Below are 18,755 nucleotides of genomic sequence, written 5' to 3' on the forward strand. Positions count from 1 at the left end.
AGACGAACTGGCACTGCTGTTCGAAGACGACACACAGGCAACAGAAGGAACAATCATGAACACCATGGAAACGGCCCTGGGCCGCCTCGGGGAACTGGCCATCGAGGTTCCCTCCTGGGCCTACGGCAACTCGGGCACGCGATTCAAGGTGTTCGGAACGCCCGGCACCCCGCGGACCATCCAGGAGAAGCTGGCCGACGCCGCGAAAGTCCACGAACTGACCGGCCTTGCCCCGACCGTGGCATTGCACATCCCTTGGGACAAGGTGGATGATTACTCCGCCCTGCGCGAGTACGCAGAGAGCATTGGCGTGGGGCTGGGGACGATCAACTCGAACACATTCCAGGACGATGAATACAAGTACGGCTCCCTGACGTCCTCCGACGCTGCCGTGCGTCGCCGGGCGATCGAGCACCACCTGGAGTGTATCGACATCATGCACGCCACCGGCTCCCGGGACCTGAAGGTCTGGCTGGCTGACGGAACCAACTATCCCGGCCAAGACGACATGCGCGGCCGCCAGGACCGCTTGGCAGAATCCCTGCAGGAGATTTACGCGGGCCTCGGAGAAACCCAGCGCCTGGTCCTGGAGTACAAGTTCTTCGAGCCGGCCTTCTATCACACCGACGTTCCGGACTGGGGCACCTCTTACGCCCAGACACAGGCGCTGGGGGAGAAGGCCTTCGTCTGCCTGGACACCGGCCACCACGCCCCGGGCACCAACATCGAGTTCATCGTCATGCAGCTGTTGCGGCTCGGCAAGCTCGGTTCCTTTGACTTCAATTCGCGCTTCTACGCTGATGACGACTTGATCGTCGGTGCCGCGGATCCGTTCCAGCTGTTCCGCATCATGCACGAGGTCATCCGCGGCGGCGGCTTCGGGAAAGAGTCAGGTGTTGCCCTGATGCTGGACCAGTGCCACAACCTGGAGGAGAAAATCCCCGGCCAGATCCGCTCCGTGCTCAACGTCCAGGAAATGACCGCCCGCGCACTCCTCATCGACACGGATGCACTGGCCGAGGCGCAGCGCGAAGGCGATGTCCTGGCCGCGAACGGCATTTTCAACGATGCCTTCTACACGGACGTCCGGCCGATGCTGGCGCAATGGCGCGAATCGCGGGGCCTGCCAGCGGACCCGATGACAGCGTTCAAGGCCAGTGGCTACCAAAAGAAGATCAACGAGGACCGCGTGGGCGGCCAGCAAGCCGGATGGGGCGCTTAGGCATGAATATGCAGAACACAACTAACAAGACTGTTGAAGATCTGATCACCCGTTCCAACCGCCTCGGCGCGGACAAACGGAACACGAATTTCGCCGGCGGCAACACCTCCGCGAAAGGCACGGACAAGGATCCGGTCACCGGGGAGGACGTCGAGCTCCTTTGGGTCAAGGGCTCAGGAGGCGACCTGGGAACCTTGAAGGCTGAAAACCTGGCGGTCCTGCGCCTGGACCGGCTGCAGGCACTCAAGTCCGTTTACCCCGGCGTCGAGCGCGAAGACGAAATGGTGGCCGCCTTCGATTATTGCCTGCACGGCAAGGGCGGCGCCGCGCCGTCGATCGATACCGCCATGCACGGACTCGTCGACGCCGCGCACGTGGACCACCTGCATCCGGACTCGGGCATCGCGATTGCGACGGCGGTGGACGGCGAAGCGCTGACGTCCAAGATCTTCGGTAACAAGGTCGTGTGGGTTCCCTGGCGGCGGCCCGGGTTCCAGCTGGGACTGGACATCGCGGCGATCAAGGAAGCCAATCCGCAGGCCATCGGCACGATCCTGGGCGGCCACGGCATCACCGCGTGGGGCGAAACGAGTGAGGAAGCCGAGGCCAACTCCCTCTGGATCATCGTGCAGGCCGAACGCTACATTGCCCAGAACGGCAAGGCCGCGCCTTTCGGCGCCAAGCTCCCCGGCTATGCTGCGCTCCCGGAAGCCGAAAGGAAAGCCAAAGCGGCCGCCCTGGCCCCGGTGATCCGCGGCCTTGCCTCGGCAGACAAACCGCAGGTGGGCCACTTCAGCGACGACGCCCGTCTCCTGGAGTTCCTCGAAGGAGCCGAGCACCCGCGCCTGGGTGCGCTGGGCACCTCCTGCCCGGACCACTTCCTGCGCACCAAGGTCAAGCCCCTCGTCCTGGACCTGCCCGCCGGCGCGGGCATCGAGGAGTCCGTGGCCCGGTTGAAGGAACTCCATGCCGCGTACCGCGAGGACTACCAGGCCTACTACGACCGCCACGCCGTCCCCGGCCGCTCCCCGGCCCTGCGCGGCGCGGACCCGGCCATAGTCCTGGTCCCGGGAGTGGGCATGTTCTCCTACGGCAAGGACAAACAGACTGCCCGCGTGGCCGGCGAGTTCTACCTGAACGCGATCAACGTGATGCGCGGTGCCGAGGCCATCTCCTCCTACGCCCCGATCGAGGAATCCGAGAAGTTCCGGATCGAGTACTGGGCGCTCGAGGAGGCCAAGCTGGCGCGGATGCCTAAACCAAAGTCCCACGCCACGCGCGTCGCCTTGGTGACGGGCGCGGCGTCGGGCATCGGAAAGGCGATCGCCACCCGCCTCGCCGCGGAGGGCGCCTGCGTGGTCATCGCCGACCTCAACCTGGACAACGCGCAAGCAGTCGCGGCCGAGCTCGGCGGTGACGACGTCGCCATCGGAGTCCAGGCAGACGTCACCGACGAAGCCCAGATCGCCGCCGCCATCCAGGAAGCCGTCCTGGCTTTCGGCGGACTGGACCTGGTGGTGAACAACGCGGGACTGTCCATCTCCAAGCCGCTCCTGGAAACCACGGAGAAGGACTGGGACCTGCAGCACAACGTCATGGCCAAGGGCTCGTTCCTGGTCTCCAAAGCCGCGGCGAAGGTCATGATCGACCAAGGCCTCGGCGGGGACATCGTCTACATTTCCTCAAAGAACTCGGTGTTCGCCGGTCCGAACAACATCGCCTACTCCGCCACCAAGGCTGACCAGGCCCACCAGGTCCGCCTGCTTGCCGCCGAACTGGGCGAGTACGGCATCCGCGTCAACGGCATCAACCCCGACGGCGTGGTCCGCGGCTCCGGGATCTTCGCCGGAGGCTGGGGCGCCAAGCGCGCCGCCGTCTACGGCGTGGACGAGCAAGAGCTGGGCAAGTACTACGCCCAGCGCACCCTGCTGAAGCGCGAAGTGCTGCCCGAGCACGTGGCCAACGCGGCCGCCGTGCTCACCAGCAACGAACTCTCGCACACCACGGGCCTGCACATCCCGGTGGACGCGGGCGTCGCGGCCGCCTTCCTCCGATGAACGGGCAAGCCCATGCCGGCCGCGTTTTCGCGGCGGTCGATATCGGAGCGTCCTCGGGCCGCGTCATGCTCGGCCGGGTCACCGACGGGCGGGCCGAGCTCGAAACAGTGCACCGATTCCCCAACGGGGTCGTAGAGCTCGACGGCGGACTGCACTGGGACTTCGACGCCCTGTTCGACGAGGTGCTCACGGGACTTGCGGCGGCCGCCGGAACGGCTGCCGCAAGCGGGGAGCGGATCGCCAGCATCGGGATCGACACGTGGGCCGTCGACTACGGGCTCGTGGATGAAGCCGGCAAGCTGATCGCGCAGCCGTTCAGCTACCGCGACGAGCGCGGCCGCACCGCCGTCGCGGACGTCCACAAGGTGCTGGGCCAGGCGCGGCTTTACGCCGCCACCGGACTGCAGTTCCTCCAGTTCAACACGCTCTACCAGCTCGCCACCGAACGCGAACTGCGCGGCGTCCAGGCGTTGCTCATCCCGGACTTGATTGCGTTCAAGCTGAGCGGGCAACGCCGTACCGAGGCCACGAATGCGTCCACCACCGGGCTTTTTGACGCCGTCGCGGGGGAGTGGGCCGGCGACCTCTTCAAGGCACTCGGCTTGCCCAAAAACCTGTTCCCGGCCATCATCCAGCCGGGCGGGACCGTAGGCACCCTCTTGCCGGAGATCGCGGCCAGGACGGGGTTGCGGGCGGAGACTGCTGTGGTTGCCGTGGGATCGCACGACACCGCCTCGGCCGTGGCAGCCGTTCCGGCCCGGCAGGAAGACTTCGCCTACATTTCCTCCGGCACCTGGTCCCTCGTCGGTGTGGAATTGGACAGCCCGGTCCTCGATGAAGCAAGCCGCTTGGCCAACTTCACCAACGAGAGGGGCGTCGACGGCACCATCAGGTACCTGCGCAACGTCGGCGGACTGTGGCTGCTCAGCGAATGCCAACGCACTTGGGCCGCCGAAGGGCATCGACAGGAACTAGCCGCGCTCCTGGAGTCCGCGGCGGCACTTCCCGCCGGAGGCCCCCAGATCAACGCCGACGATGCGGCGTTCATCGCGCCGGAGAACATGCCGGACCGTATTCGCTCTGCGGTTCGCGCGGGCGGTGCCGTCCTTCCGGACCGGCCGGCCGCCGTCGTGCGCTGCATCCTGGACAGCCTCGCGGCAGGTTACGCCAGGACCCTGGCACGCGCCGAGGAACTGTCCGGCAAGCAGACGTCGGTGGTCCACATCGTGGGCGGCGGCTCCCAAAACAGGCTGCTGTGCCAGCTCACAGCGGACGCCAGCGGGAAGACGGTTATTGCCGGCCCCGTGGAAGCCACGGCGCTCGGGAACGTGCTGGTTCAGGCCCGGGCCGCAGGAGCGGTTACGGGAGGCCTGTCCGAACTCCGGGCACTCGTGAGGGCCAGCGTCGGCCTTGAAAGCTACGAGCCGGGCCTGGGCAACATGCCCACTACGTGATCTTCCTCCTTGGATCTGTCACCGCTGCCGAGTTGCTGTCCGGTATGGAGCCGGAACCGGACGACCAGCACATCACGGTCCGGACTCTCGGCACGTTGGAACGCATGCGGGAGTTGGTATATGAGCGCGATCTGAGGACAACGCGTGGCCCTGTTGCCCCGCAAAGCCCGTCGATAAACTTAAGGGGCGCCAAGGAGACGCGAGGTTGGTTGCGGGAGAGGCAAGATCATGACCGAAAGCAGCGGCGTCGAAGAACCCACTGAAGAGGAGAAAAGCGGAGTTCCCGTGAAACCGGAACTGCGCGGCCGATACGTCAAGGGGGACTACGGCAAGACCGGAACGGAGCCCGGGCGGCACTCCGAAGACGTAGAAGGCCAATACATCGCAGGCGACTACGGCGCGGCCGGCAGTCAAGGAGGCTTGCCCGAACCCTTGGGCGAGCAGGCCAAGGAATCCGGGCGCTACGCAAAGGCAGACCTCGGCGAAGCTGGAGCGGTTCCGGGGCGCACAGCAGAGTCGGAAATCGGCCAGTACGCCAAGGGGGACTATGGCAAGGAGGGGGCCGTCGGGCCACTGCGAAAGGCAGCCGATCGTCCGGCGCCGGCGGATGAAGACGATCAACCGGCGTCGGTGGATGAAGACGGCGACAACTGACCGGGTCGGTAACATCGGCGTCGGTTACTTCGGCGGCGTCGGTTACTTCGGCCGGACCTGGCCTCCTTCAGCCTTGGCCCGGATGAAGCTCAGGTCCTCGGGGGAGAGGCTGACTTGGCTATGGCGGTCGGAATCCGGGGTGATGCCGGTTTCCTGATGGATTATTTCCGTGATGGTTCGCGGCAAAACCACGCATCCAGGGTTGTCCGTTAGCCAGTGCTGCGTTTCGGGGCTGAGCATGTCCCAGTGGTCCCTGATGTTCATCTCCATGGATGACGCCTAACTGAGTGGGTGCAGAAAAATGCCGGCCGAGGGCCGGTGCCGGAAACGTAATTAGGATACGCCCGAGCGTAGGGGAAAGACAGGGCCGACATGGCAACTCAAAGCGACGGCGTAGGCTTTCGTTCCAAGCGGGGCCCGATACTCATAGCCCTGATGCTCTCGAGCGGTCTCGTCGCGATCGATGCCACCATCGTGGCCACCGCCGTGCCTTCGATCGTGCATGAAATCGGTGGGTTCGCCTCGTTTCCGTGGCTCTTCTCCGCCTACCTGCTCGCGCAGGCCGTCTCGGTTCCGGTCTACGCGAAACTCTCCGACATGGCGGGTCGGAAACCGATCATTCTCACTGGCATTGGACTCTTCCTGCTCGGATCGATCCTTTGCGGGTTGGCGTGGAGCATGCCCGCGCTCATCGCCTTCCGCGTAGTGCAGGGCTTGGGCGCCGGCGCAGTTCTGCCCGTGGCCATTACCATCGCGGGCGATATCTACACCCTGGCCGAGCGCGCGAAGGTGCAAGGCTACCTCGCGAGCGTGTGGGCGACGTCATCGGTTGTCGGTCCAACTCTGGGCGGGGTGTTCTCTTCGCTTGGAGTCTGGCGCGGAATCTTCCTGGTCAACGTTCCGCTCTGCATCGTGGCTGCGTGGATGCTCGTGCAAAGGTTCCAGGAGAACATCGAACGGGTAAAGCACCGCGTCGATTATCTTGGAGCCGCGCTTCTCACGGTCACGTTAACCTTGACCATCCTCGGCGCCCTGGAAGGTGGCCAGGCATGGGCCTGGGACTCTCCGATCAGCATCGCAGTGTTCGCCGTTGGTTCAGTCCTGCTCGTTGCCTTCGTCGTGGTCGAAAGACGAGCGGCTGAACCTGTCCTTCCGCCGTGGGTCGTGTCGAGGCGCCTTCTTGCCACGACCGCACTGATCTCCTTCGGGGCTGGAGCAATCGTGCTTGGCCTCACCTCGTACGTTCCCACCTTCCTTCAAGGCGCGCTTTCGGTGTCGCCACTCACTGCGGGCCTGTCCCTGGCGGCCCTGACAATCGGCTGGCCGATCAGCGCCTCGCAGTCGGGCCGTTTCTACCTCCGGATCGGCTTCAGGGCAACAGCATTGATCGGGATCACCATCACCCTCATCGGTTCGGCTGCCCTCGCCATTACGGCATACACACCGAATCTCGTGCTCGTCGCAGGCAGCTGCTTTGTCGCCGGACTCGGACTGGGGCTACTTGCTACCCCGAGCCTGATCGCAGCCCAGTCCAGCGTCGAATGGCACGAACGCGGAGTCGTAACGGGCACCAACCTCTTCGCGCGATCCATCGGCAGCTCGCTTGGCGTAGCCGTTTTCGGGGCCGTGGCCAATGCGATCTACGCCGGCAGCCCCGGTGGCGGGAAGAGTTCGCAGGCAGTTGTATTCGCCTCTGCGGCGGTATTCCTCGCCGTGCTTGTGAGCGCAGCGCTCACCGTCGTCGCCGTCCTCGCAATGCCCGCCACTGACCTCGAGGCCGCCGCTCCCCAGGACAGGCGGCCAGCCCCGCGGCTCCAAAAAGTGCGGCGGCCAAACGGACGGAACGGAGGTCCTTAGGCTTGCGTCCTTAGGCCTGCGTCGCGGGCCGGGCCAGTTGGCTGAGCTAGGTCAGCGGCTCCTCCGGAGACTGGTTGGCTTCGCGGCCACCCGTACGGACAACGCGGATTTTGGTGGTCGGCGTCTCTGGCTGTTCGGGGACCCGGATACGGATTTCGAGGACGCCGTCCTCGTACGTGGCGATGATGCCGTCCTGGCTCACGCCGCGGGGCAACGGGATGCTGCGGGACCGTTCGCCGTAGCGGAGCTCGCTGCGGTAGCCCCTCTTGTCCATGCGTTCGGCATCCTCTTCGCGCCGAGCCTGGATATGCAGGTTGTCGTCGGACACGCTGATGTCGACGTCGGTTTCCGGATCGATTCCCGGCAGATCCACTCTGACCACGAGCGTGTCCCCCTCCTGGTATTGCTCGATGCGGAGCGAAGGATCGGATTCGCCTTGAAGGAAGCGTCGGACGGGCTCCGGGACTTCGAGTCCGCCGCGTCGGAGAAAGTTGTCCATGATGTCCTCCTCATAAGTGCCGGCTCCCAGCCAAAACAGACTTGCCGGGATGAGAAAAAAGCTACGCCTCGCACGGCTCCGTGGATAGCCCCACGGTGTCTGCTGAGGTGGTGTGCACTACCGAATAGCGCAACCTTGACGACAGCTTTGCTCGGTCGGAAACTGAGCATAGGAGGCGCGCCGTGAGCAATTTGGCTTGGATTCTCGTGCTGCTCATCCCTTCCTTGGGCTTCTTTCTTTTCCTGGTTTACGCAAATATTCGATTGTCAGCCAGGCGGAAATCTCTTGGGCTACCGCCTCTAGGACTGACTCCACGTCGTGCCAAGACCCGTCACCGGAAGCATCACAAATACGTGATCATTCATCGCTTCAAACACTGAGAACGGCTTCTATCAGCTTTGATGGAAGTCCGGAGCCTTTGGCGCGTCGAGTATTCCGGCAATCTTCTCTTCCAGGGCGGCGATCGTCGCTTCGGGCAGCACAATCAGACCATCCAATTCGCGCCGGGCGCGCCTGTACGCCGTCTGCCGCTCGGCCGGCGTCGCGGCACTATCCGAAGCAATCCTGAGCAGCTTCCTCGCGGTCGCCAGACGCTGACGCTCGGACTCTGTGAAATTGCTGTCCTTGATGCGTCTGGCTTCCCGCTCCGCCACATCGAACGCCAGCTCGAAGCCGCGGACGGCCATGCGATACTCCGCCAGCCGGGCCGCCGTCGTGATTTCTTCCGGAGTTGCCGGACGCAAGCCGTCAGCCTCCCGTTTGGCCCGAAGAAACGCCACCGTGAGCGGCTCGCGGACATCCGACATGACCGGAAAATCGATGAGTTTCCCGACGTCGAGTTCGTACTCTAGCCATCGCCGGTTCACCGCGTCGTGCGCCTCTTGCAGCCGCAGGACCTCGGCCTGGCTGGCCTGCTCCGCTTGCGCCGCACGGTTCTGGAGCTGATAGAGCTCCACCCGACGGCGATGCCGCCTTTCGCTGGCCCTGGACCAGGACCGCGCCCAACCGCCGGCCAATCCGCTCAGCGGAAAGACCAGCCACCAGAACTGGCCGACAAATTCGAAGAAGGGATTCACTGCTTCATCGTCCCACCGGCCCCGACGTGTCTCAAGAGCCTCGTTGCCCAAAGCCGATCAGTGCGGAGTTTGTGTGGTCAAGCTTGCCACTGAATTGGCGGCAGGGGGCCTTGGCGTGGTCCCCGGACTTGGAGCTTTCCGTCGACAGGCACCCAGCCCAGGAATAGCCTTAAGCCGTCCCATTGACCGACGAGGATGACGGAGAGGTATCCGAACATGGGAGCTACAGAAAACGCCGAATTGGTCCGGCGGGGGTACGAGGCCTTCAACACAGGTGATCTGGCGACACTCAGCGAGCTGTTCGCAGAGGATGCGGTTTGGTACGCAGCTGGAAGCGGCGTGCTGTCCGGGACGAAGCAAGGACGCGACGCCATACTGGCCTATTTTGGCGAGCTGGGAGCGCGTTCCCAAGGGTCCTTCCAAGCGGTGGTCCAAGACGTCGTCGGCGGAGAAGAGCACACAATAGCACTTCAGCAGACACACGCCGAAAACAACGGAAAGGCCCTGGACATGGCAACTGCCATCGCCTTCGTGCTCCGCGACGGAAAGGTTGTAGAGGGCCGGGAGTTTTTCGAGGACACGGCAAAGGCAGACGAATTCTGGACCTGAATCCGGGATTTGGATCCTGCCTGTGAAAACGCATTGACATCCCGGGCAGCGGGGTCTATTGCTTGGCATGTCCACACCCTCGACACCAGCAAGGAGCAGATATGGAAGCCGCACCCTACGGAGTCGTGCACTTCTTCCCAGGAGGCACGAAGGAACAATACGAGGCGTCTATCGCCGCGGTCCACCCAGGAGAGGGGCTCTTGCCCGACGGTCAGACTTTCCATGCCGCAGGCCCGTCGGCCGGCGGCTGGACCATCATGGCCGTCCACGAGTCGAAGGAAAGTTGGGAGAAATTCCGCGACGGCATCCTCATGCCCCGCATGCAGGCGGGCATCGAGGGCGGATTCGAGTCGCCCCCGGAGGAGACAGTCGTAGACCTCTACAAGGTCCTGCCCTAACTATTCGAAAAGGCCGCCCCCAGGTCTCGCGGGCGGCCTCCCTCCTCTATCTGCGGCGGAAGTCGAAAAGAGACAGCCATGGCGTCCACAGTGAACTACTTCGAAGTCGGTTCGCCCGATCCCGGGAGGGCGCGGGCCTTCTACGGCTCGCTCTTCGACTGGACCTTCGGTGAGCCCTCGCCTGCCGGCTACCAGATGGTGAACGGCGACAAGGGTGGGCTGTGGGACACTTCCTCGCTTGAGGGAACGTCGTGGGCGATCTTCTACGTACAAGTAGACGATGTGAAGGCCGCGATCGCCAAGGCGGAGTCGCTCGGCGCGAGCGTAGCCATCCCGTTCGTCGATAACGGCTCGATCGAGTTCGCACACCTCCTGGACCCGCACGGCAACCGTTTCGGTGTGTGGCATCCCAAGGAGCCGGGCTGAAGGCGACGGGACAATCCGCACGCTCGCGGCATTCGATGAAAAGGACGAAGTGCATTGACGCTCGACACATTGCCCGTGATCGATTTCTCCCGTCTGGATGCAGGCCCGGACGAGGCCTCCAGGTTCCGTAACGAACTGCGGGACGCCATGCATGAGGTTGGTTTCCTCTACCTGGCCGGCCACGGAATCCCGCAGGACCTGACGGACGCCATCCTCGACGTGTCGCGCCGTTTTTTCGAGCTGCCGGAAGAAGAGAAGCTCGCTATTGAGAATGTCCACAGCCCCCAGTTCCGCGGTTACACCCGCGTTGGCGGCGAGCTCACGGACGGTGGGATCGACTGGCGGGAGCAGATCGACATCGGCGTCGAACGTGACGCAGTTGAGCCGGGCCCGGGTGTCGCCGAATATTGGCGCCTCGAGGGGCCCAACCTGTGGCCGGCTGCGCTGCCTGAGATGCGGGAAATCGTCTCGGAATGGACCGAGCGGCTGAGCGCCATCTCACTTGCGTTGTTGCGGGCCCTGGCAGTTTCCCTGGGAGCGCCCGAGGACACCTTTGATGCGGCATTCGCCGCGCGGGCTTTCCCCGTCCTCAAAATTGTGAGATATCCGGGGGAGTCGAACCCGGAACCGAAGCAGGGCGTGGGTTCCCACCGCGACGGCGGAGTGCTCACGCTTCTGCTGGTCGAGCCCGGGAAGGGCGGTCTCCAGGTCGAGTACCAAGGGAAGTGGATCGACGCGCCCCAGGTGCCGGGGACATTCGTGGTCAATATCGGCGAAATGCTTGAGCTGGCCACCAACGGCTACCTCAAGGCGACCCTGCACCGGGTGATCTCGCCGCTTCGAGGCACGGACCGGATTTCCCTTCCCTTCTTCTACAATCCCGCCCTTGACGCGACCATGCCGCGGCTTGCCATGAGCACGGAATTCCAGGCAAAAGCGCGTGGCTTGTCGGTTGACCCTTCGAACAGCCCGATTCTGGAAACCTACGGGGACAACGCCCTCCGTTACCGGCTTCGGGCCCACCCGAACGTCGTCGCGGAGCATCACGCCGACCTGCTGTGACCCGGACGGTGCGGCGCCGGATAATAGGGCCATGGACTTCGAATTGCTCACCATCCAGGACTGTCCGCACGGCTCAGCGGCCCGGGAACTGTTCGCACGGGCCGCGGAACTGGAAGGGAAGGCCCCTGCCTTGATTGCGGCCAGGGAGATCATGACCGACGAAGAAGCCGCCGCGTCCGGATTCCACGGATCCCCGACATTCATGGTGAACGGAGTCGACCTCTTCCCCTCCACGGCGGAACCGGCCATGACGTGCCGGGTCTACCGTACGGCCGGCGGCCTCTCGGGCCTGCCCAGCCTGGAGTCGCTTCGAGAGGCGATCCAAGCCAGGCTGGCCGCATAGCATCAGCCAGGAACTGGTGCCGCTGCAACCACAGGGTGGTCCCTGCCGAGGTTCCCCAGCGCCGATGCTCCTTGCGGAGATCCCAGTTCCTCGAAGAACTCCACGTTGGCCCTGACATAGTCGGCCCACTCATCCGGAACGTCGTCCGAGTAGTAGATCGCCTCAACAGGGCACACGGGATCGCACGCACCGCAGTCCACACATTCGGACGGGTGGATGTAGAGCGAGCGTTCGCCTTCGTAGATGCAATCGACCGGGCATTCGTCGATGCAGGCTTTGTCCTTGACGTCGACGCAGGGCTGCGCGATCACGTAGGTCATGACGCGCTACACACCGGTATAAACGGTCTTGCCCCAAGTGAAGAAGTCCAGCGCGGACTTGCCCTGCTCGCGGAAGGTGTTCGTGGAGGAGTCCTTCACGCCACCGAACGGCACGTTCAAGTCCAGGCCCGCCGTGGGACGGTTGACCTTGATCACTCCAGCCTGCGCCCGCGCCGCGAAGTCCGTGGCCAGGGCCAGGGAGTCGGTGCAGATGCCTGCGGTGAGGCCGTAGCGGGAGTCGTTGATCGCGGCGAGTCCGGCCTCGTAATCGGGGACCTCCAGGACCGCGACCACCGGACCGAAGATTTCCTCCGTGACAGCGGCGTCGTCAAACGGAATATCCGTGAGGACAGCGGCGGGGAAGAGCAGCGCGCCGGTCGGGTCGCCGTCGTACTCTCCGTGAAGGAGGGTGGCGCCGCGTTCGACGGCGGTGCGCACCGCAGCTTGGTCCTGCTCGAACTGCTGGGTGCTCACCACAGCGCCCATCTTGGCGCCGTCGAGCCCGTCACCGGCGGTGTAGCTGGCGGCCTCGGCGACGAGGGCTTCGAGGAATGCGTCACGGACGCCCGGGGTGACGTAGACGCGCGACGTCGCGGTGCATGCCTGCCCTGTGAGCCCGAACGCGCCGGCTGCGACTACCGCGGCGGCTTTCTGCGGATCGGCGTCGTCGAGGACCAGGACGCCGTTCTTGCCGCCCATTTCGAGCTGGACGCGGGCGCGGCGCGCATTCAGGATTTCCTGGAGTCCGAGCCCCACTTTGGTGGAGCCGGTGAAGGACAGCCCGGCGATGCGGGGATCGCGTGCCAGAGCGTCTCCGACCACGCGGCCTTTGCCGTGGACCACGTTGAAAACTCCGCCGGGAAGCCCGGCGTCCTTGAGGGCGCGGGCAAGGTGCGTCGCGGAGAGCGGTGTCAGTTCGGCCGGCTTGATGACCACGGCGTTACCGCTGATGAGTGCGGGGGCGGCCTTCCAGGCCGGGATGGCGATGGGGAAGTTCCAGGGGGTGATGAGCCCGACGACGCCGAGCGGCTCGCGCCGGGTGGTGATGGTGGTGTCCGGGAGGCCGCTGGGAAGTACTTCGCCGGTGGCGGCCCAGCCCAGGGAGCCGAAGAAGCGCAGCACGTCCGAGGCGCGTTTGACCTCTCCCTTGGCTTCGGCGAGGGTTTTGCCTTCCTCGCGGACGAGGTCTTCGGCGATCGCGCTTTGGCGTTCTGCGAGCAGGTTGCCGGCGGTCATGAGGATCGCGCCGCGGGCGGGTGCGGGCAGCGCTGCCCACGCCGGCTGGGCGGCGGCAGCGGCTGTGATGGCCGCGTCGACGTCGTCGGCGGTACCGCTCGGGGAGAGGGCAGCGAGTTCATCCGGGCGGGCCGGGTTGGTCCGCTGGATTTCAGGCTCTCCGGTCCATTCGCCGTTGATCAGGTGTTGCGCTGCGGCAACGTCCTGGCGGGTGGACGTTGCGGATTCGGTGGCGGTGGAAGTCATGGTAATCCTTGGCTAGTAAGGCTTGTCGGCTTGTTGGGCGAAGGCTGCTCGGGGCTAGAGGCTCCGGATCAGGCCTCCGTCACAGCGGAGCGCGACGCCGGTGATGTAGGAAGCGGGGGCACTGCAGAGGAAGGTGCCGGCGGCGCCGAACTCCTCCGGGTCGCCGTAGCGTCGGGCAGGGATGGTCTTGCGCGATTCGAGTTGGATTTCCTCCGGTGTGGTGCCGCGGCGTTTGGCCGCCGCCCTGTCCAATTCGGCGACGCGATCGGTGGCGATGCGTCCGGGAAGGAGCATGTTGACCGTGACGGCGTCGAGGGCCACTTCCGCCGCGAGTGTCTTGAGGTAACCGGCCAATGCTGCGCGGCCCGTGTTCGAGACGGCGAGGTTGGGCAGGGGCGCCGCAATTCCGCTGGATCCAATGGCCAGGATCCGTCCCCAGCGCCGCTCCCGCATCCCCGGGAGGATCCTGGAGACAAGGGCGTGGTGCGGTCTCACGAGCAGCTCGAACGCCGCTGTGATGTCGTCGGCGCCAAGGCTCGCTGCCGCCCCGGGCTTGGGGCCGGGGCCGTTGAGGACGAGGATGTCGATGGGGCCGAGCAGTTCCACGGCGCGTTCGACGGCGGCGCTCACCCCGTCCGCGGTACTGAGGTCCGCTTCGACGGCCACGGCGCTGTGGCCGTCTGCCTGCAGCTCCGCCGCGATCTTCTCGGCCAGCTCGCCGCGGCGGCCGGTGATGGCCACCTGGACGCCTTCGGCCGCGAGGCCACGGGCGACGGCCAGTCCCAGCCCTCCTGTGGAGGCGGCGACGAATGCGGTCCTGCCGTTGATTCCGAAGTCCATCAGAGCCCTCCTGCTGTGCGGGCGGTCGGGGTAAGGGAGAGCTCCAAAGCGGCGGCCGCTTCAGCCAGATGCGTCAACATTCCGTTCCTGAGGACGTCGGGGAAAGGAGCCGCCGGCGGGCGGACACCGGAGTCCTTGATCAAGCCCCGCTCGCGGAAGCACTCCTTCCGGACCGCCAAGGCGATCCGGGCCTGCTGCTCGAAGTTGATGAGCGGCAGGTACGGGAGCAATGCGTCCCGGGCGGCGTCGTAGCCGCCCGACGCCCAGGCGCGGACGCAGGCCACGAGCGCTTCCGGGTAGGAGAACCCCGTCATGGCTCCGGCAGCGCCGGCCACCAGCTCATCAAGGAGCCCCTGGCCGCCCAGCCCGCCGAACACGGAGACGTCGAGGGCGGCTGCAAGTTTGGCGATCGCCACGCTGGTGGGCGGGGCCTCGGCCTTGACCGCGACGACGAACTTGCAGGCCTGGACCACGTAAATGAGTGCTTCTGTGCTGATGCTGACACCGCTGGCGAGCGGGTAGTCCTGCAGGACAACCTTGGCGCCTGTTGATTGGTGGATGGCGTTCAAGTGAGCGATGACCACCTCCGGCCGTGCTGAATTTGCCTGCACCATGACTGCCGCGATCCGGTCTCCCGCCACGGCTTGGGCGGCCCGGACTTCTTCGACCGCAGTGCCCGTGAAGAGCGAGGTCACACCGACCACGAGGGGCAATCGGGTTTCTTCGACCACCACTTCCAGCGCCAGGCTGCGCTCGGCTGCGGTCAGGGCAGCGGCCTCTCCGAAGACGCCCAGGACAGTCAGCCCTGTGGCGCCGACGGATTCATAGTGCTCCACCAGCTGGGCCAGGCTGTCGGTGTCCACATCGAGGGTGCTGCCCTGGAATGGCGTGGCGACGACGCCCCACACCCCGGGTGCTAGTGCTTCCCGCATTGGATTGTCCTTCCATTCGTGCTGAGGTTCGGGGTCTTGCATCTGTTCGTGCTCCATTCAACGGCCCGGCCACACAGGCGGGCGCTTTTCCTGGAAGGCGCGCACGCCTTCGGCGGAGTCTTCGCTGTCGAGTGCGGCCATGAGTGCCGGCAACCTGAGGCCGCGGGCTTCCGCAGCGCTCAAATGGCTGGTCCTGCTGACCATTTGCTTGACGGCCCGGACGGAACTGGGCGCGCAGGCGAGGATCTGGTCCACCCAGCGCTGCACCGCGGCATCGAGCTCAGCTGCGGGAACCACTTCGTTGACCAAGCCCATCGATTGCATCTCCGCAGCCTCGGCCTTGCGGCCGGTGAGGAGCATGCCCATCGCTTGGGTGTACGGGACGCGGCGCACCAGCTGGTGGATGCCGCCGTCGAGCGCCAAGCGTCCGACGCGCGGTTCGGTGAGGCCGAAGCGGGCAGTGTCAACGGCGACGACGATGTCGGCGCCGAGCACGATCTCCATGCCGCCGCCAAGCGCATAGCCGTTCACCCGGGCAATGACCGGAATGTCCAGGCTCGTGCGCAGGCTCAGTCCGCCGAAACCGTTGGGGTCAAGCTCCGCCCAGTACTGCAGCCCGGTCTTGTCCACGGCAGAGGCGGACATGTCCGCCCCGACGCAGAACGCCCGCGTGCCGGCGCCGGTGATGACGACGGCGCGCACGTCAGGATCCGCTTCGATCCGGTTCCAGATGTCATTGAGCCGGGCCTGGGCAGTCCCGTCCACCGCGTTGAGCACGTGCTGGCGGTCGATCACTACCGTGGCCACGTGGTTCTCGATGGTCAGCGTGACCTGGTCAACTGCGTTGGGAGCTGAGGTGGTCTTTTCGTCGATCGAAGCAGTCACCGGAGTACCCCCAACTCCTGCAAGCGCTCGATGGTTTCGGCGTCGAAACCGTTCTCCAGCAGGACCTCCATGTTGTGCTCGCCGAGCCGCGGCGCCACCCGCCGGACGGAAGGCGGGGTAGCGGACAAGCGAATGGGGGCATTGAGCATCTTCACCGTGCCCACGCCCGGGTGCTCGGCTTCCACGATCATGCCGTTGGCCTCCGTCTGCGCATCCGCCAAAGCCTGTTCCAAGGTGTGGACGGGCGCGTTGAGGAGTCCTTGGCTTTCCAGCTGGTTGGTCCAATACTCGGTGGTGTTCGTGGCGATGCGTTCCCGGAAGATCGCCTGCAGGGCCGGCTTGTGCTTGAACTGCTGCTCAAGGTTCGCGAACTCCGGCCGCTGGGTGAGGTCTTCGTCCAGGCCCAGCGCTTCGGAAATCCGGGCCAGCGGATCGGGGGTGAAACCGCCCACCATGCAGACGGCGCCGTCGGTGGTTTCAAAGACTCCGCTCAGCGGCATGGCTCCCCAGTTGACTTCGTAGCCGCGGTTGAGCTGCATGCATGCCTCCTGCATCTGCAAGTGGAGCATGGAGTCGTACATCGTCACCTCGACCTTCTGCCCGACGCCGGATGTCTCCCGGGTGCGCAATGCCAGCAGGATGCCCTGCATGAGGTGCATACCCGTGATGTAGTCGCACAGCGTCGTGGGGTAGATGGCCGGCTTAACGTCGTCCGACTCGCGCCGCCACATCACGCCTGAGTAGGCCTGTGCGATCGCATCCTGGCCGCCCTTGTGGGAGTAGGGCCCGGCCGGGCCGAAGCCCGTGCCCGAGGCCCAGATGATGCCGGGGTTCCCGGCCTTGAGTTCCTCGTAGCCGAAGCCCATCCGCTCCATCACGCCGGATCGGAAGTTGCTGACGACGACGTCGGCGTCGGCCATGATCCGGCGGAGGACGGCCTTGCCCTCGTCGGTGCGGGTATCCACGGAAACGCTGCGCTTGTTCCGGTTGATGGACAGGAAGATGGGATTGTCCTGGCCGTCCTTGTCCGGGAATGAGTTGCGCGAGATGTCGCCGGCGCCCGGACGTTCCACCTTGATGATGTCCGCGCCGTAGTCGCCCAGGAGCTGGGTGCAGGACGGTCCCATGAACACCTGGGTGAAGTCCACGACCTTGATGCCGTCGAGGGGGAGCGGGATGCCGTTGGGCTTGGCAGCGGCGGCGGGCGCCGCCGTCGTGGTTTCCTCAAACTCATCGAGGAGGGTGTCGGTGCTCATGCCCCCACCACCGCTTCGCTGTCGAGGGTAGCGTTCGACGACGGGACGTCGCCCGGATCTGCACCGTGCCGGCGCATGCCCTGCTGGATCTCCAGCGCGGAAACCTCGCGGACGAGGGTCCCGTTCCCGACCGCCAGCGCGGCGGCGACGCCGACTGCCTGGCCCATGGCCATGCAGGGCGGAATCTCCCGGGACATCTTTTGCGCTTCCGGGGTGGCCGAGTAGTGGCGGCCGGCCACGAGCAACTGGTCCACTTCCTTGGGAAGCAGCGAGCGGTACGGGTAGTAGTAGTCGCGGCCGCGGGCCACAGTGTCCGCGAAGTGGCGGCGGGAGGTGACGTCGTCCTTCGTCATGACGTATTCGCCCTCGAGCAGGCGGGTCTGCCGTACGCCCATTTGGGAGGCGACATCGAGCATGTAGCAGCTCTCAAAGCCCGGCAGGTGGGCGCGGACGTACTCGACCGCCTCGGTGATCCGGTCCCGCGCGGCAAACTCGGCGGCGGTCATGTCTGCGGGGTCCACGCCGTCGTACCCGGTCATGTGGGGAGCGTTGCACCAGACGACGCCGTCGATGGGTGTCTTGAGCCACCACAGTTCCCAGGCCCCGCCGAGGAGCCGCTTGATGGTGCGGTTGATGGCACGGGCTTCCTTCGGGTTGGCCTGTTCGAACGCTTCTGCGGCGGCGGTGTCTACGTTGCCGAGGCGGAAGACGAGCGTGGTGAGGTAGCTGTCCTTGATATGGCTGGCGCCGGCACGGGAAGCGACGTCGATGTCTCCGGTCGTGTCGATGACGATGTCCGCCATGAACGCCTGCGGGCCGGACTTGGTCTCGCAGATGACACCCTTGATGACGCCGTTGTCCACGATCGGGCTGGAGAACCACGAGTGCAGGCGGAGGTTGACTCCGGCTTCGCGGACGAGGTCGTTGGAGACCCGCTTCCAGCCGTCGGGGTCGAAGGCTGCGGCATAGCAAATCGGCTTGGGGTTCGTGTGGGAGTGGAAGTCGAAGGTGCCGTAGCGGCCCCACTTGTTCCAGAGTTCCTCGGAGGTCTTGCGGTCATCGGCAGGTGGCACGATTGCCAGGCCCAGCTTCTGCAGCCGTTCCACGTACTCCGAAACGATGCCGGTGACCGTGATTTCCTGGCCGTTGATCATGTCGTCGAGCACTAGGACCATGCCTCCGGAGGCGAGGCCACCGAGCGAGGAGTAGCGTTCCAGGAGCGTGACCGATGCGCCGGACCGTGCTGCGGTGACGGCGGCGGCCACGCCGGCAGGCCCACCGCCGACCACGAGGACATCGGAGCGGGAGATGACGGGCGCGGTGAGATCCGCCGTCGTCGTACTGAGTTCCAGTGACGATGTGGTGGCAAAGGAGTTCATGGTG

General features: G+C 65.3%; 20 protein-coding genes. 10 read left to right on the top strand and 10 right to left on the bottom strand.

What is annotated here, in order from left to right; all coding sequences use genetic code 11:
- Positions 1–55 precede the first annotated feature (55 nt).
- The 4 genes from rhaI to AB0323_RS15160 all read left to right on the top strand — a co-directional run bounded on the left by rhaI (position 56) and on the right by AB0323_RS15160 (position 5,387).
- On the top strand, positions 56–1,222 hold the full coding sequence (gene rhaI / locus AB0323_RS15145) for an L-rhamnose isomerase (protein ID WP_366178042.1): 1,167 nt from the start codon (positions 56–58) through the stop codon (positions 1,220–1,222).
- Between the two features lie 8 nt (positions 1,223–1,230).
- On the top strand, positions 1,231–3,279 hold the full coding sequence (locus AB0323_RS15150; protein ID WP_366178043.1) for a bifunctional aldolase/short-chain dehydrogenase: 2,049 nt from the start codon (positions 1,231–1,233) through the stop codon (positions 3,277–3,279).
- The gene (locus tag AB0323_RS15155; protein ID WP_366178044.1) at positions 3,276–4,733 is read left to right on the top strand and encodes a rhamnulokinase family protein; all 1,458 of its coding nucleotides are present in this window, start codon (positions 3,276–3,278) and stop codon (positions 4,731–4,733) included. Before AB0323_RS15150 ends, AB0323_RS15155 begins: the two co-directional genes overlap by 4 nt.
- Before the next feature lie 228 nt (positions 4,734–4,961).
- Complete coding sequence (locus tag AB0323_RS15160; protein ID WP_366178045.1) at positions 4,962–5,387, top strand: hypothetical protein; 426 nt, start codon at positions 4,962–4,964, stop codon at positions 5,385–5,387.
- 42 nt (positions 5,388–5,429) lie between these two features.
- Here AB0323_RS15160 and AB0323_RS15165 read toward each other — a convergent pair whose 3' ends face one another.
- The gene (locus tag AB0323_RS15165; protein ID WP_366178046.1) at positions 5,430–5,657 is read right to left on the bottom strand and encodes a hypothetical protein; all 228 of its coding nucleotides are present in this window, start codon (positions 5,655–5,657) and stop codon (positions 5,430–5,432) included.
- 102 nt (positions 5,658–5,759) lie between these two features.
- Here AB0323_RS15165 and AB0323_RS15170 point away from each other — a divergent pair, with 102 nt between their 5' ends.
- Entirely contained in the window at positions 5,760–7,244 is a 1,485-nt protein-coding gene (locus AB0323_RS15170) for an MFS transporter (RefSeq protein WP_366178047.1), read from the top strand.
- Positions 7,245–7,290: 46 nt separating this feature from the next.
- Here AB0323_RS15170 and AB0323_RS15175 read toward each other — a convergent pair whose 3' ends face one another.
- Complete coding sequence (locus AB0323_RS15175; RefSeq protein ID WP_366178048.1) at positions 7,291–7,743, bottom strand: Hsp20/alpha crystallin family protein; 453 nt, start codon at positions 7,741–7,743, stop codon at positions 7,291–7,293.
- A gap of 392 nt (positions 7,744–8,135) precedes the next feature.
- Entirely contained in the window at positions 8,136–8,819 is a 684-nt protein-coding gene (locus AB0323_RS15180; protein WP_366178049.1) for a hypothetical protein, read from the bottom strand.
- Between the two features lie 216 nt (positions 8,820–9,035).
- Here AB0323_RS15180 and AB0323_RS15185 point away from each other — a divergent pair, with 216 nt between their 5' ends.
- The 5 genes from AB0323_RS15185 (at position 9,036) to AB0323_RS15205 (ending at position 11,657) form a co-directional block, all read left to right on the top strand.
- A complete protein-coding gene (locus AB0323_RS15185; RefSeq protein ID WP_366178050.1) occupies positions 9,036–9,428 on the top strand; it encodes a nuclear transport factor 2 family protein in 393 nt (130 codons plus the stop codon).
- Between the two features lie 101 nt (positions 9,429–9,529).
- The gene (locus AB0323_RS15190; protein ID WP_364542398.1) at positions 9,530–9,826 is read left to right on the top strand and encodes a hypothetical protein; all 297 of its coding nucleotides are present in this window, start codon (positions 9,530–9,532) and stop codon (positions 9,824–9,826) included.
- 78 nt (positions 9,827–9,904) lie between these two features.
- Entirely contained in the window at positions 9,905–10,252 is a 348-nt protein-coding gene (locus AB0323_RS15195; RefSeq protein WP_366178051.1) for a VOC family protein, read from the top strand.
- 54 nt (positions 10,253–10,306) lie between these two features.
- Positions 10,307–11,314 (top strand): 2-oxoglutarate and iron-dependent oxygenase domain-containing protein, encoded by a 1,008-nt coding sequence (locus tag AB0323_RS15200; RefSeq protein ID WP_366178052.1) that lies wholly within the window; start codon positions 10,307–10,309, stop codon positions 11,312–11,314.
- Between the two features lie 31 nt (positions 11,315–11,345).
- On the top strand, positions 11,346–11,657 hold the full coding sequence (locus AB0323_RS15205) for a DsbA family protein (RefSeq protein WP_366178053.1): 312 nt from the start codon (positions 11,346–11,348) through the stop codon (positions 11,655–11,657).
- A 2-nt stretch (positions 11,658–11,659) separates the two neighbouring features.
- On the opposite strand, the gene fdxA is transcribed toward AB0323_RS15205, so the two are convergent.
- The 7 genes from fdxA to AB0323_RS15240 are packed head-to-tail and all read right to left on the bottom strand — an operon-like array spanning position 11,660 to position 18,751.
- The gene (fdxA, locus tag AB0323_RS15210) at positions 11,660–11,977 is read right to left on the bottom strand and encodes a ferredoxin (RefSeq protein WP_366178054.1); all 318 of its coding nucleotides are present in this window, start codon (positions 11,975–11,977) and stop codon (positions 11,660–11,662) included.
- 6 nt (positions 11,978–11,983) lie between these two features.
- Positions 11,984–13,459 carry an aldehyde dehydrogenase family protein gene (locus tag AB0323_RS15215; RefSeq protein ID WP_366178055.1) on the bottom strand — a complete coding sequence of 492 codons (1,476 nt, stop codon included), beginning with the start codon at positions 13,457–13,459 and terminating at the stop codon, positions 11,984–11,986.
- A 54-nt stretch (positions 13,460–13,513) separates the two neighbouring features.
- Positions 13,514–14,299 (bottom strand): SDR family oxidoreductase, encoded by a 786-nt coding sequence (locus AB0323_RS15220; protein ID WP_366178056.1) that lies wholly within the window; start codon positions 14,297–14,299, stop codon positions 13,514–13,516.
- A complete protein-coding gene (locus tag AB0323_RS15225; RefSeq protein WP_366178057.1) occupies positions 14,299–15,231 on the bottom strand; it encodes a dihydrodipicolinate synthase family protein in 933 nt (310 codons plus the stop codon). Before AB0323_RS15225 ends, AB0323_RS15220 begins: the two co-directional genes overlap by 1 nt.
- A gap of 57 nt (positions 15,232–15,288) precedes the next feature.
- Entirely contained in the window at positions 15,289–16,116 is an 828-nt protein-coding gene (locus AB0323_RS15230; protein ID WP_366178058.1) for an enoyl-CoA hydratase-related protein, read from the bottom strand.
- Entirely contained in the window at positions 16,113–17,372 is a 1,260-nt protein-coding gene (locus tag AB0323_RS15235; protein WP_366178059.1) for a CaiB/BaiF CoA-transferase family protein, read from the bottom strand. The genes AB0323_RS15230 and AB0323_RS15235 overlap by 4 nt, the downstream gene beginning before the upstream one ends.
- A complete protein-coding gene (locus AB0323_RS15240; RefSeq protein WP_366178060.1) occupies positions 17,369–18,751 on the bottom strand; it encodes an FAD-dependent oxidoreductase in 1,383 nt (460 codons plus the stop codon). The genes AB0323_RS15235 and AB0323_RS15240 overlap by 4 nt, the downstream gene beginning before the upstream one ends.
- Positions 18,752–18,755: the final 4 nt, after the last annotated feature.

Source organism: Arthrobacter sp. NPDC080031, assembly GCF_040702485.1.
Classification (GTDB): domain Bacteria; phylum Actinomycetota; class Actinomycetes; order Actinomycetales; family Micrococcaceae; genus Arthrobacter.

What these genes read in the sequence shown, in the direction of transcription:
- AB0323_RS15175 (WP_366178048.1), bottom strand. Translation starts at nt 7,743, where the DNA reads ATGGACAACTTTCTCCGACGCGGCGGACTCGAAGTCCCGGAGCCCGTC.
- AB0323_RS15225 (WP_366178057.1), bottom strand. Translation starts at nt 15,231, where the DNA reads ATGCGGGAAGCACTAGCACCCGGGGTGTGGGGCGTCGTCGCCACGCCA.
- AB0323_RS15190 (WP_364542398.1), top strand. Translation starts at nt 9,530, where the DNA reads ATGGAAGCCGCACCCTACGGAGTCGTGCACTTCTTCCCAGGAGGCACG.
- AB0323_RS15165 (WP_366178046.1), bottom strand. Translation starts at nt 5,657, where the DNA reads ATGGAGATGAACATCAGGGACCACTGGGACATGCTCAGCCCCGAAACG.
- AB0323_RS15155 (WP_366178044.1), top strand. Translation starts at nt 3,276, where the DNA reads ATGAACGGGCAAGCCCATGCCGGCCGCGTTTTCGCGGCGGTCGATATC.
- AB0323_RS15240 (WP_366178060.1), bottom strand. Translation starts at nt 18,751, where the DNA reads ATGAACTCCTTTGCCACCACATCGTCACTGGAACTCAGTACGACGACG.
- AB0323_RS15170 (WP_366178047.1), top strand. Translation starts at nt 5,760, where the DNA reads ATGGCAACTCAAAGCGACGGCGTAGGCTTTCGTTCCAAGCGGGGCCCG.
- rhaI (WP_366178042.1), top strand. Translation starts at nt 56, where the DNA reads ATGAACACCATGGAAACGGCCCTGGGCCGCCTCGGGGAACTGGCCATC.
- AB0323_RS15215 (WP_366178055.1), bottom strand. Translation starts at nt 13,459, where the DNA reads ATGACTTCCACCGCCACCGAATCCGCAACGTCCACCCGCCAGGACGTT.
- AB0323_RS15220 (WP_366178056.1), bottom strand. Translation starts at nt 14,299, where the DNA reads ATGGACTTCGGAATCAACGGCAGGACCGCATTCGTCGCCGCCTCCACA.
- AB0323_RS15150 (WP_366178043.1), top strand. Translation starts at nt 1,231, where the DNA reads ATGCAGAACACAACTAACAAGACTGTTGAAGATCTGATCACCCGTTCC.
- AB0323_RS15185 (WP_366178050.1), top strand. Translation starts at nt 9,036, where the DNA reads ATGGGAGCTACAGAAAACGCCGAATTGGTCCGGCGGGGGTACGAGGCC.
- AB0323_RS15195 (WP_366178051.1), top strand. Translation starts at nt 9,905, where the DNA reads ATGGCGTCCACAGTGAACTACTTCGAAGTCGGTTCGCCCGATCCCGGG.
- fdxA (WP_366178054.1), bottom strand. Translation starts at nt 11,977, where the DNA reads ATGACCTACGTGATCGCGCAGCCCTGCGTCGACGTCAAGGACAAAGCC.
- AB0323_RS15160 (WP_366178045.1), top strand. Translation starts at nt 4,962, where the DNA reads ATGACCGAAAGCAGCGGCGTCGAAGAACCCACTGAAGAGGAGAAAAGC.
- AB0323_RS15205 (WP_366178053.1), top strand. Translation starts at nt 11,346, where the DNA reads ATGGACTTCGAATTGCTCACCATCCAGGACTGTCCGCACGGCTCAGCG.
- AB0323_RS15235 (WP_366178059.1), bottom strand. Translation starts at nt 17,372, where the DNA reads ATGAGCACCGACACCCTCCTCGATGAGTTTGAGGAAACCACGACGGCG.